This window comes from Methylobacter arcticus (genome assembly GCF_050917435.1).
Lineage (GTDB): Bacteria > Pseudomonadota > Gammaproteobacteria > Methylococcales > Methylomonadaceae > Methylobacter_A > Methylobacter_A titanis.
The window spans coordinates 2,037,623-2,050,976 of sequence record NZ_CP159583.1; the positions used below are offsets into that span (position 1 = coordinate 2,037,623).

General features: G+C 49.3%; 8 protein-coding genes. 3 read left to right on the forward strand and 5 right to left on the reverse strand.

Annotated features, from left to right (window positions below):
- Positions 1-153: 153 nt before the first annotated feature.
- The gene (locus ABXJ76_RS09785; RefSeq protein WP_432740255.1) at positions 154-468 is read right to left on the reverse strand and encodes an H-NS family nucleoid-associated regulatory protein; all 315 of its coding nucleotides are present in this window, start codon (positions 466-468) and stop codon (positions 154-156) included.
- 186 nt (positions 469-654) lie between these two features.
- Complete coding sequence (locus ABXJ76_RS09790) at positions 655-1,416, reverse strand: DUF2914 domain-containing protein (RefSeq protein WP_432740256.1); 762 nt, start codon at positions 1,414-1,416, stop codon at positions 655-657.
- A 158-nt stretch (positions 1,417-1,574) separates the two neighbouring features.
- Here ABXJ76_RS09790 and ABXJ76_RS09795 point away from each other — a divergent pair, with 158 nt between their 5' ends.
- Genes ABXJ76_RS09795 through lpdA form a run of 3 tightly spaced genes read left to right on the forward strand, consistent with a single transcriptional unit; the run spans position 1,575 to position 7,097 of the window.
- Positions 1,575-4,400 (forward strand): 2-oxoglutarate dehydrogenase E1 component, encoded by a 2,826-nt coding sequence (locus tag ABXJ76_RS09795; protein ID WP_432740258.1) that lies wholly within the window; start codon positions 1,575-1,577, stop codon positions 4,398-4,400.
- Between the two features lie 2 nt (positions 4,401-4,402).
- Positions 4,403-5,662, forward strand: a complete 1,260-nt coding sequence (gene odhB, locus ABXJ76_RS09800; protein ID WP_432740259.1) for a 2-oxoglutarate dehydrogenase complex dihydrolipoyllysine-residue succinyltransferase — start codon at positions 4,403-4,405, stop codon at positions 5,660-5,662.
- 4 nt (positions 5,663-5,666) lie between these two features.
- Positions 5,667-7,097 (forward strand): dihydrolipoyl dehydrogenase, encoded by a 1,431-nt coding sequence (lpdA, locus tag ABXJ76_RS09805; protein WP_432740260.1) that lies wholly within the window; start codon positions 5,667-5,669, stop codon positions 7,095-7,097.
- A 135-nt stretch (positions 7,098-7,232) separates the two neighbouring features.
- On the opposite strand, the gene ABXJ76_RS09810 is transcribed toward lpdA, so the two are convergent.
- The 3 genes from ABXJ76_RS09810 to ABXJ76_RS09820 are packed head-to-tail and all read right to left on the reverse strand — an operon-like array spanning position 7,233 to position 13,173.
- Positions 7,233-8,795 (reverse strand): efflux transporter outer membrane subunit, encoded by a 1,563-nt coding sequence (locus ABXJ76_RS09810; RefSeq protein WP_432740261.1) that lies wholly within the window; start codon positions 8,793-8,795, stop codon positions 7,233-7,235.
- A gap of 23 nt (positions 8,796-8,818) precedes the next feature.
- Positions 8,819-12,007, reverse strand: coding sequence for an efflux RND transporter permease subunit (locus tag ABXJ76_RS09815; protein WP_432740263.1), 3,189 nt, complete (start codon positions 12,005-12,007; stop codon positions 8,819-8,821).
- Positions 12,004-13,173: an efflux RND transporter periplasmic adaptor subunit gene (locus ABXJ76_RS09820; RefSeq protein WP_432746490.1), complete on the reverse strand. Its 1,170-nt coding sequence runs from the start codon at positions 13,171-13,173 to the stop codon at positions 12,004-12,006. Before ABXJ76_RS09820 ends, ABXJ76_RS09815 begins: the two co-directional genes overlap by 4 nt.
- Positions 13,174-13,354: the final 181 nt, after the last annotated feature.

The following is a 13,354-nucleotide window of genomic DNA, read 5'->3' on the forward strand; positions in this document are numbered from 1 at the left end:
GTATGTTATGGGCGCGAATTTATTCGCGCCCATAATGTATAAACTTAATGATAGTGACGGCTGCTTTAGTTTTTACTAAACCTAGCCAATTGCAGTACAGGAAAAGAGACTTGAATACACTCGTTTATATAAAAAAGCTTAATATCCTAAGCTTTATACTTCAAATTCAGCGCGTTGATGTCCAGCATTCAGCAACTCTTGCATCCATTTTGGCGCCACCCCGCGTCCCGTCCATGTTTTGTTAAAATCATCAGGGTGACGATATTTAATGGCAACTTTTGTACCCTTGCGAACTGACTTCTTCTCAGGTTCGTGGATTTCTACAATAACATTAATAGAGGCTGCCAATTCTTTAATTTGCGCCATAACATCTTTGCGCTTGTTAGCTTGCATATTTTTTAATGCTTTTTCTGCGTTTACAATAACAGATTGTAATTCATGCTCAGAAAGATCTTGATACTCGGTCATTTTTAGCCCTTAAAATAAATAAAAAAGATATATTAACTTTATCATTAATCTTAATATAAATATATTAAATTATTCAACAAAATATATGCATCTACCCATCTTACTTTGAAAGCAATATAATTATTTATCAATTACTCCAAGTTAAGTTTTACAGACTCAGGTTATTTATCACACAACAGGAAATAGTTATTCAACCTTAAAGTTTTTTTCATTTAATAATCGGTCGTTTTTATCAAACAGCCTTACAGTCCAGTTACCTTTTTCAGCATCAGAAAATAACTTGCGACTTGAAGTGCGCCATCTATTGCCCGATATAATTAATGCCCTTCTAGTATCAACAACACCATCTTTCAACCATTCATGGTAAACCTTGCTACCCTTCATTTCTTTCAATTCAGTAAAATAATAAACCCATATCGGCTTCTTCTTGCTAATGTTAATAATCTTGACTATTTCACCTACCGGCTCTTTATTATTAATCTCGTAAGTTAACACAGCCCTTACTTCATTAGTATTAACTTTTGAAGACTCTAATTCTTTAATAACTTTTTTGTTCGGTTGTTCTTTTATAATTTTCTTAACTGGAATTTCCGCAACTTGTTGACTGTTCTTATTTGGCTCTTTACTTGACTTAGCCGACAGGTTGTTTTCCGCAATTCCCTGCGTTGATATGCCCAGGTTTTTTGTCTCAACTTCATTAAACTCAACCGGCGGCGCTAGCTGTTTTTCTGTAGCATTAACTATCACCGCAACATTATCCGGATCGATATTTTGCGTACCCTTATTAATAATATAAAACAACAATACTAAAATCAGAACCAGCATACTGGCAGCGAGCAATATCCTTTTGATATTCCACTCCGTTATCATCTTGGGTGCCAAGTCCACCGCCGCTTTTCCAGATATAGGATATTTAACTTGAATTACAATATTTCGTTTGTCTGTCATAAAATCATATCGACCCTGCTTTAGGTGAAAACACTCGGTTGCTTTTCTTAGCTTAACACCGCATATTTTAGTCAGCGAATACGCTAAACCTTGGTAATATACTACTTAAGAGTTCAAACAAAGACAAAATCCTTGCAGAATAAATTTGGATATTCAAAATGAGTAAACTGCTTAAACTTTTTCAAGATTCTTCTTCTCTCTACGGCAGCAACGCCAGCTTTGTTGAAAATTTATATGAACGATTCCTCGAAGACCCGGACTCAGTTGAGCCGAGCTGGCAAAAAGAATTCAATAAAATCCACAACGGCACTGATTTTGAAACGCCTCACAGCCCTGTCGTAGAGCGCTTTGCGCAACTTGCCGTTAAATCTCAAGGCAGATTGGCAAAGCTACAAGGATTTACCGAAGAAAGCGTTAAAAAACAATCGGCTGTTGCCAGACTTATTAATCATTACCGGGTTCGCGGGCATCAGATTGCCGCCAATAATCCATTGGGGAAAACAATGCCCCCTCCTCCCGATATGGATCCCGCTTATTACGGTCTTTCCGAACCTGATATGGATACTTTGTTCGATACCGATTCACTTTATGGCGTTGACCGGCTACCTTTACGAGACATTATTGCCAACCTGAAAGAGATTTACTGCGGCAGTATCGGCTCTGAATACATGCATGTCGTCGACACCCATATCAGGCGCTGGATCATAAACCGTCTGGAAAGCTCTAAAACCAACTTAGAACTCACTCTTGAAAAAAAACACTGGCTGTTAAAATTATTGACTGCCGCCGAAGGCATAGAAAGCCATTTGCACAATCGATTTGTCGGCCAAAAACGTTTTTCTCTGGAAGGCGGAGAATCGCTGATTCTCATTCTGGATGAATTAACGCAAGGATTTGGCACAAATGGCGTTAATGAAGTTGTGATCGGCATGGCTCACCGAGGTCGCTTGAATGTGCTAGTCAACATCCTGGGAAAAAGTCCTGCCAGCCTGTTTAATGAATTTGCCGGTATATCGCCGCTTTCTCCGGGTGTCAGTACCGGCGACGTGAAATATCACCTGGGGTTTTCATCAGACATCAGTACGCCCGGCGGCCCTCTTCATATAACGATGGCATTCAACCCTTCACATTTGGAGATCATCAATCCGGTGGTCGAAGGTTCGGTTAAGGCCCGTCAGGACAGAGCGGGGGAAAACGGCAAAAATACAGTCATCCCCATTTTAATCCACGGAGACGCAGCCTTTTCTGGACAAGGCATCGTCATGGAAACCCTGAATATGTCGCAAACCCGCGCTTTTTCCACCGGCGGAACCGTGCATATTGTTATTAACAACCAAATCGGCTTTACTACCAGCAACTCACGGGATGCGCGCTCCACACTTTATTGCACCGATGTGGCCAGCATGATTCAGGCGCCAGTTTTCCATGTCAACGGTGACGATCCCGACGCAGTCATCTTTGTCACCAAACTGGCAATGGATTACCGGATGACCTTTAATAAAGATGTGGTCATCGACCTTATTTGCTATCGCAGACTGGGCCATAATGAAGCCGATGAGCCTTCTACTACCCAACCCTTGATGTATAAAAAAATCCGCAAACTCAAGACGACGCGGAAACTTTATGCCGAAAAACTCATCAAAGCCGGGCTTATCACTGTTGAACAAGCTGCAGAGTTGGAACAAAATTACCAAAAACAGCTAGAAGCCGGTGAAATTGTTTCCAGGCCTATCCTAGCCGACGGCCCCTACCCGTACACTAATCAATGGAATAAATTCCCGAACATCGACTGGAATCCAGTCTGCAATACCGCAGTTTCGATGGATCATCTGCGCTTTTGTAACGACAGAATGCAACGCCTGCCAACCGGTTTCGAATTACACGCCCGAGTCGCAAAAGTCATGGATAACCGGCGTAAAATGGCGGCTGGAGCCATGCCGCTGGACTGGGGTTTTGCCGAAAATATGGCCTATGCAACACTGCTGCTGGATAAATATAACGTTCGTTTAACCGGCCAGGATGTTGGTCGCGGCACCTTTGTGCATCGTCATGCTGTTTTGCATAATCAACTCAATAATAAAACCTATACACCGATCAAACATTTAGACAAAGATCAGGGCAACGCGCAGATTTTCGACTCACTGCTTTCCGAAGCAGGCGTGTTAGGTTTTGAATATGGTTACAGCACCACAATGCCGAATACCCTGGTTATATGGGAAGCGCAATTCGGCGATTTTGCCAACGGCGCACAAGTGGTTATCGATCAATTTATCAGTTCCGGCGAAACCAAATGGGGCCGCTTATGCAACCTGGTCATGCTGCTGCCGCACGGCTTTGAAGGCCAGGGACCGGAACACTCCTCCGCTCGACTGGAACGCTATCTGCAACTGTGCGCTGAACACAATATTCAGGTTTGCAGCCCGACTACGCCTGCACAAATATTTCACTTATTGCGTCGCCAGATGCTGCGACCCTACCGTAAGCCATTGATAATCATGAGCCCAAAGAGCTTACTACGCCATAAACTCGCAATCTCCACGCTTGAAGATTTAACCCACGGTCAGTTTCAGCCCCTTATCGGCGAGCAGGACGACATCAATCCCAAAAAAGTGACCCGCCTGGTCATGTGTTCCGGCAAAGTCTATTACGATCTGATCGAAACCCGGCGTCAGGACGATCTCAAGCACGTCGCCATTACCCGCATAGAGCAACTTTACCCTTTCCCCGATGAATTGTTTAGAGCGGAAGTCGGCAGATACCCGCAACTTAAAGAATTTATCTGGTGCCAGGAAGAACCTCAGAATCAAGGCGCCTGGTATCAGTCCAGACACCACTTTACCGACAACTTAGGCCCAAAAATCAGTATGACTTATGCCGGTAGAGATGCCTCGGCCGCACCGGCGGTCGGCAATTTCCGCGTCCATATCGAACAACAAAAAGCCGTCGTTCACTCGGCTCTTTACGGCAATCCTTCAGGAAAATAACAATGAGCATTGAAGTCCTAGTTCCCAACCTACCCGAATCCGTTTCCGATGCAACGCTGATCACCTGGCATAAGCAGCCCGGCGACACCGTGATTAAAAACGAAAATCTCGTCGACCTTGAAACGGACAAAGTGGTACTTGAAGTGCCTGCGCCGGCATCAGGCATCCTTAGCAAAATACTGCAGCAAGATGGAGCCATTGTTGTCAGCGGCGATGTACTAGCCTTGCTCGAACCTCAAACCGTAGAAGCAAGCCCAACAACGGCAACCGAACCTGACCATGATGAGGAGCCGGACATCCCGCTAAGCCCTTCGGTACGTCGGCTAATTGCTGAAAATACGCTGGATCCTTCCGTCATCAAAGGCTCAGGAAAGGACGGCCGTCTGACTAAAACCGATGTGTTGGATTATTTGCATAAAAAAACCCTGCAAGAAGCTCAACTTATAGTCCCAACGGCCAAAGCCGAAACTCCTTCCAGCTCCCCTTTGACAAAAGGAGAAGCCGTTACCTCCAGCAGTCACCCGCTGCCTAAGGAGGGAGCAGGCAAGGGAATTTCAAATCTGCGCCCGGAACAGCGCGTCCCCATGACCCGGTTAAGAGCCAAGGTAGCCGAACGCCTGTTGCAGGCACAGCAAAATGCGGCCATGCTAACCACATTTAATGAGGTCAACATGCAAAACGTGATTGATCTTCGCAACCAGTACAAAGAACGCTTTGAACAAAAACATCATGTCAAATTGGGTTTTATGTCTTTCTTTGTTAAAGCCTCTATCGAAGCATTAAAGCGCTTTCCGGCAATCAATGCCTCCATTGACGACAACGATATTATCTATCACGGTTACTATGACATAGGCATTGCAGTCAGCACCGAGCGCGGCCTGATCGTGCCGGTTTTGCGCGATGCGGATCAACTCGACTTTGCCGGGATCGAACAAAGTATCGTCGATTTCGGTGCCAAGACCAGGGCCGGCAACTTGACTTATGATGACTTAAAAGGCGGCACCTTCACCATTACCAACGGCGGTATTTTTGGCTCTATGCTGTCCACGCCGATACTCAATCCGCCGCAATGCGCTATCTTGGGCATGCATGCGATTAAAGAACGAGCCGTTGTTGAAAATGGCCAAATTGTTATCAGGCCGATCATGTATCTGGCTTTATCGTACGATCATCGACTGGTTGACGGTCGAGAGGCCGTGCAATTTCTAGTCACCATTAAAGAATGCTTGGAAGCACCCGCTCACTTATTGCTAAATATATAAAGCCATGTCAAAAAAACACGTGCAAACATCATTTGATGTCATCGTCATTGGCGCCGGACCGGCAGGCTATTCCAGCGCTATTCGATGCGCCCAGCTCGGCTTAAAAACCGCCTGTATCGACAACTGGTGCAACAAGAAAGGCCTAGTCAGTCTGGGGGGGACTTATCTTAACGCGGGTTGTGTTGCCTCTATCGCGTTGCTCGAATCGGCGAAAATTTATCACTCGCTGAACCATAACCTAAAAGAACACGGCATCCAGGCAGAGGCGATTTCTGTGGATATTGCGCTAATGATGCAGCGCAAAAACAACATTATTGACGCACTCAGCCAACAAATTGCCGACTCGTTTGTGGATCACAACATTACCTATATGAAGGCAGAGGCCCGGTTACTCAATGATCGACAGGTAGAAATTACACCGCTTGATCAATCGGGTGTTTCAATGCTCGAAGCCAAGCATATTATTCTGGCCTCCGGCTCCTCCCCAATCGATTTGTCCTGTGCGCCGATAGACAATGAATTCATTATCGATTCGACGATGGCTTTAAATCTCGGCGCAATACCCAAGCGCTTAGCCATTATCGGTGCGGGGGTTATCGGCCTAGAATTAGCCAGCATCTGGAACAGGTTAGGTGCGGAAACAATTTTGCTGGAAGCTCAGGAAACATTTTTAAGCATGGCCGACCAGCAAATTGCGCTGGAAGCCTATCGTATCTATACCGAACAGGGACTGGAACTGCGCCTGGGTGCGCGGGTTATTTCAGCAAAAAAAGGCAATAAAAAAGTCACCGTAGAATACCAGGATAGCGACGGCACTCATACCCTGCGTGTCGATAAACTGATTGTTGCCTCCGGCCGTAAACCCAATACCGAAAATCTGGCTGCGGCTGAAGCCAATTTACTGCTCGACGAAAACGGCTATGTCCATGTCGATGAAAACTGCCGCACCAACCTGCCCGGCGTTTATGCCATCGGCGACCTGACCTTGCTCGGCCCGATGATTGCCCATAAAGGCATAGAAGAAGGCTTGTTTGTTGCCGAACAAATCGCCGGCATTCGCAACCCTATCAACTACGATCTCTTGCCCAGCGTCGTTTTTACCGATCCTGAAATTGCCTGGGTAGGTCAAACCGAACAAGGTTTAAGAGCCATGGGCGAATCCATTAAAATCGGCACCTTCCCGCTAAACGCCACTGCCCGTGCTCACGCCATGAGCCAAACTGAGGGTATAGTTAAAATCATCGCTCACGCCGATACCGACGCGATACTCGGTGTTCATATCATTGGCATGCAAGCCTCCGAAATGATTGCCGAAGCCGTGCTGGCTATGGAGTTTTCCGCCAGCAGCGAAGACCTGGCCAGAACCATACACGCCCACCCTACCCTTGCCAAAGCCCTGCATGGCGCGGCGCTTACCCTGACAAACAAGACATAACGACTAGAGCCGTCTCTATTGCGATTGGCTCACCTGCCTGCTACATCGCTGCCATTAAGATAAGAATTTACTCTAGTGTGGGCGCGAATAAATTCGCGCCCACGGCATATAACCCACAGCATTCGTTATTCTTGTCTAATCGGTTTTACCCACATCAAGGTTCGACTCCCAACCGCCGCCTAAAGCCTTGTACAATGCCACCAGCGCTGTCGCCGTCGCGGTTTCGCTCTGGGCCAGACGGTCCTGGTCTTGCAACAGACGCAATTCGGTATCCAGTACCGTCAGAAAATCGCTGATGCCTTCCGCAAAACGCAGATGGGCCAGTTCATGAGCTCTTTCGCTGGCAGTAGCCGCCGAAGTGAGCAATCCTCGCCGGATTCGCGCCCGGTTGTAATTCACCAGCGCGTTTTCCGTTTCTTCCAAAGCGCTCAGCACCGTCTGCTCGTACTGGGCCAGACTGGCCTCGGCACGGGCATCGGCGGCTTTAATGCGAGCATACACATGACCTAGATCCAACGCTGCCCAACTGATTTTTGGGCCCAAGGAATAAGCATCCGACCGAGCCGCCCCTATACCCGAAAAAGTACTAGCCTCTAGTGAAAGAGTGCCGACGAAGGTTACCCGTGGAAACAGATCAGCGGTAGCAACGCCGATGCGGGCAGTAGCCGCTGCCAGCGTTCGTTCGGCGATGCGAATGTCAGGTCGGCGGCGCAATAGCTCCGCAGGCTGACCGATGTGGATGGTCTTGGGAATCTTCGGCAGTGGCGCAGACTTCGACAGCTTCTGTGTCAGGGCGCCAGGAAACTGCCCGGTGAGTACGCTAAGACGATGCATGGCCTGATAAATGCCGTTCTCCAGAGGCGGAATAATGGCCAGAGTGGAATCAAGCTGAGCTGTTGCCCTCGACGTATCGAGTTCGGTACCGCGCCCATTTTCAAGTCTCACCTGGGTTATTTCCAGCGTTTGAGCCTGGTTTTCAGCATTCTTTTTCGCCGTCGTCAACTGGTTTTGCAGACCCCGCAATTCAAAATAATTTCTCGCTACCTCGGCGATCAGGCTAACACCGAGATCCCGAAGGCTGGCTTCCTGCGCATCGACTTCATCGCTGCTCGCTTCCACATTGCGGCGCACACGGCCAAAGAAATCAACTTCCCAAAAAGCGTCGAAACCGACGTTGTAGAGTTTCAGGTCGCGCGGAGCGAAAGACAGGTTGTTCATAGCACCGGCACTGCGTTTCTGATCGGTGTAATTGGCGTGTGAGCTCACGATAGGCGCTAAATTCAGCCCAGCATCCATATACAAAGCTCGCGCCTCCCTAAGATTAGCGCGGGCGATCTGGAGATCTCGGTTGTGCTGCACCGCCTGATCGACAAGCTGGGTTAGCGCCTTATCTTCAAACAGTTTCCACCACGCTACGTCCACACCTTGCACAGAAAATTCCGGGGTGTTGGCATTAACGAAAGCTGGGCCGGCATCGGTTGTCGGCACCTTATAATCGGGACCGACCGCGCAGGCACTCAGTGTAGCAGCGCAGATCAAGGTTAAGCCGACAATACGGCTACGTTCAAGCACAACGACTAAAGCATTATCCACTGCTGGAATGCAGGCTCTGCCTGCATGTACAAGCAAAGCTTGCACTCCTGCTACAGCGTGTTGCTGGCTTTGCCCCAGCATGATGGGACATGCATGATCTTTCATAGTTAACGGATAATAGGGATTTTTCATAAATCGTGACCCGAAGACGCATCATCAGACAACTTGTGCCGGGAAGCGTGCCTACGTTGTGAAAAACCCTGGGCGATCACGTAGAACACCGGCGTTAACAGCAGACCGAATAAGGTCACACCTAACATGCCGCTAAACATCGTCGTACCCAGCAGCTGCCGCGATTCCGCACCCGCGCCTTGAGCGACTACCAGCGGAAACACACCCATGATAAAAGCAAACGAGGTCATCAAAATGGGCCGTAGCCGAATTTTTGATGCCTCTATTACCGCATCAAAGCGGTTAAGACCCTCTTCCTGGCGCCGCTTGGCAAATTCCACAATAAGGATGGCGTTCTTGCTGGCCAAGCCCACCAGCACGATGAAGCCGACTTGGGTAAAGATATTATTGTCCATATCGCGCAACCAAACTCCGGCCAAGGCAGACAGGATGCACATGGGTACGATCAGAATCACCGCAAAGGGTAATGACCAGCTTTCATACTGGGCTGCCAAGGCCAAAAATACAAAGATGACACTCAGCGGAAAAACCAACAGGGCGACGTTTCCGGCCAACACTTGTTGCAGACTGAGCTCAGTCCATTCAAAATCGAATCCCGGCGGCAACTCTGCACCCATGAGTTGATTCATGATGGTGATCGCCTGACCGGAACTGACTCCCGGTAAGGTACTGCCATTAATTTCGGCCGCAGGATACATGTTGTAGCGTGTAATTTTGTCAGGACCGGTAATTTCTTTAACCGACATAAGGGAACCCAGCGGCACCATACCGCCTTGAAGATTCCGCGTCTTCAAAGCAGTGATGTCTACCGGTTTCATCCGAAAATCCGAATCGGCCTGCGCCACCACCTGATAGGTTCTGCCAAAACTATTGAAATCATTGACATACATCGACCCCAGATAGATCTGCAAGGTATCGAACACCTCTTTCAACGGCACGTCCATAGACATGGCTCGGGTACGATCTACGTCCAGAAAAAGTTGCGGCACTTCGGCGCGAAAAGTGGTAAACAGTCCGACCAAACCGGGTTGTTCATTACCCTTGGCGATGAGTTCGTTGACCGTGTTCTGTAGTGCGTCGACACCAGCGTTGGCGCGATCCTGAACTTGCAGTTTGAAACCGCCGGTCGAACTCATGCCCCGGATGGGCGGCGGAGCAAATACGGCAATATGGGCACCTTCGACCTGAGCAAGGCGCTCATTGAGGCTTGTAATGATGGCATCGGCATGAAGTTCAGGATGACCGACGCGCTGGTCAAAGTCATCCAGCAGCGTAAACATCGTTGCGACATTGGACTGACTGGAACCGCTCAGGATCGAAAAGCCGGCGTAGGCGATGACATGTTTGACGCCTTTAGTTTCCCTAATAATGCGGGTAGCTTGCTGAACCACGTTCTGGGTGCGTGCTAAAGATGCCGCATCGGGTAACTGCGCATACAGAATCAGGTAACCCTGATCCTGTTGAGGAATAAAACCCGTCGGCACTTTTTCAAAAGCCAGAAAGTTGAGCCCGTTGAGACCGACATAGACCACTAAAACGACCACCGTCATACGAACCAGCCTTCCGACTAAGCGCCCGTAGCCCGCACTGAATGAATCAAAGAACCGGTTAAAGGCTCTGAAAAACCAGCCGAACAGTCGATCAAGCAGCCGCGTGAACGCATCTTTATTGCCATGCGCCCGATCCAACAGCAGCGCGCACAAAGCCGGACTCAGGGTCAGCGAGTTGAACGTCGAGATCACCGTGGAAATGGCAATAGTCAGGGCAAACTGCTTGTAGAAAGCGCCCGAAACGCCAGTGATAAAAGCGGTGGGAATGAACACCGCGACCAAAACCAGAGACGTGGCAATAATCGGACCTACGACTTCGGTCATCGCCTTTCGGGTTGCATCCCGAGCCGACAAACCCAGGGCAATATGGCGTTCCACGTTCTCTACCACCACGATGGCGTCGTCCACCACAATGCCGATAGCAAGTACCAGTCCGAATAACGATAAAGTGTTCAGTGACAAACCCAATGCCGACATCACCGCGAACGTGCCGATTAAAGACACCGGTACGGCAAGTAGCGGGATAACAGTCGCGCGCCAGCTCTGCAAAAATATCACCACGACCAGAACGACCAACAGCATAGCCTCAAACAGCGTCTTGACTACCGCGCCGATCGACTGCTGTACAAAGACAACGGTATCGTAAATAAGCAGATAATCAAGACCTTCGGGGAAACGCGGCTTCAGCTGCTCCATCGCGGCGACCACCGCTTTTTTAGTGTCTAGTGCGTTGGAGCCGGGCAGTTGGAAGACCGCGAGACCCACGCTAGGTTCGCCGTCCAAAAGCAGTCCAGAACTGTAATCCTTAGCGCCCAACTCGATGCGGGCGACGTCTTTGAGCTGAGTCACCTGGCCATTTTTCCCGGCTTTGATAATGATATCGGCGAACTCCTCCGCTTCCATCAGGCGTCCCGTGGTAGTGACCGTGTACTGAAAATCGGTGTTTTCCTTAGTGGGTTGTTGCCCCACCACGCCGGCCGCCACCTGGATATTTTGCTCGCGGATAGCGTTAACCACGTCGCTGGCAGTCAGGTTGCGCGCGGCAACTTTCTCTGGATTCAGCCAGATACGCATGCTGTAGTCTCGGGCGCCAAATACCAGAATTTCACCCACACCGGGCAATCGCGCCAGCGTATCCTTGATTTGCAACAACGCGTAATTGCTCAAATACACACTGTCATAGCGTTTATCTGGAGAAACCAGGTTGACCACCAGACTCAAGTCAGGGCTGCGCTTTTTGACGCTGATGCCTTGCCGACTCACTTCCTGAGGCAGTTTTGGCTCGGCCAAAGCGACCCGATTTTGCACCAGCACCTGAGCCTTATCCAGGTTAGTGCCCGGCTTAAAGGTAATGGTAAGCGCCATGTTGCCGCTGTTGGTGGACTGAGAAGACATATATAACATATCCTCGACACCATTCACTTCCTGCTCGATAGGCGTCGCCACGGTTTCGGCCACCACCTTGGCGTTGGCGCCAGGATAAACCGTGCTCACGACTACGGTGGGAGGTGCAATCTCGGGATATTGGGCAATAGGCAGGTTGATCAGCGCGAGGCTTCCGACCAGGACAATGATGATGGATAATACCGCTGCAAAAATGGGGCGGTCGATGAAAAAGTGAGTGAATCGATTCATGGTTTCAACCCTTCTGTTTGTCCTGACAGCGAGATGCGTTCCGAATTCACCTTAATACCCGGCTTAAGCTTTTGGATACCTTCGATAACCGCCCATTCTTCAGACGTCAACCCTTCGATGATCACGCGGGACTCGCCGATATGAGCGCCGAGCACCACCTTGCGATATTCCACCTGATTTTCCTGATTCACTACCCAGATGAAGCGTTGCGCCAGATCCGTACCGATGGCCCGATCAGGAAGCAGAATAGCGCGGTACGGAGCGCTCGCACGAACCCGAAGCCGGGCAAAAAAACCGGGACTTAACAATTCGTCCGGGTTGGCGAATACGCCTCGCAATGAAAGTGTGCCGGTAGCCGTATCTGCACGCGGCGATATATAATCGAGATGACCTTGGTGAGGAAAGCTAGGTTCATCGGCTACAGCCAACTCCACCGGCGTCTGTTCATCGCCTAGATTACCTCGACCGCTTTTCTTGGCCTGACGCCGGTATTTCAGTACCGAGCGTTCGTCCGCATCCACGTAAACATAGACGGGATCGGTAGAGACGATGAAGGTCAACAAGGTTGCATCGCCTCCGCCACCGTTGACCAAATTGCCGGCAGTGATTAATTCGCGACCGATCCGGCCACTTATCGGGGAGCGTACCTGAGTAAACTCCAGGTTCAAACGTGCCGTGTAAACACTGGCTTTTGCAGACTGAACGGCTGCAAGGGTTTCTTGCAGGCCCTTGCTCCGGGCATCATGTTCTTCTTCGGAGATGGCTTTGACGCGAAACAAACGCTCGGCGCGCGACAGGTCATTTTTTGCCAATTCGTGCTTGGACTTGGCGCGTTCCAGTTCAGCGTCGGCATAGTTCAATTGAGCGGTGAAAGGTTTCGGATCGATCTGGAACAAAAGATCGCCCTGATTGACCCGGTCTCCTGCCTTGAAGTTGACTTTATCCAGGTAGCCGCTCACCCGGGCGCGTACGTCTACCGAATTAACCGCTTCGATGCGGCCCGTGTATTCATCCCACTCGGTAACGTCTTGCGACAGGGCTTGGGCGATTTTGACATTGGGTAACTGTCCCTGCCTTGGCTGCGAACCCGAATCATCAGGGTTTCCGCATCCGGCCATAACCATCAGAATTGCAGTGGCCAACAGGCCATTTCGTGTGCGTTGCATGACTATCCTTTCATTCGAAGATGTTCTTTGATGCCAAGTATCGAGACCTGATGCTCGCGGTAAATTGAAGCGATGAATGACAATCGACAAGCGCGTTTCTTTTTTCATCTTTTTGACACTCGGCTCTATAAATATAAAACGGTAAGACATATTACCATTTAATTTAAGGTATGCTTTATAA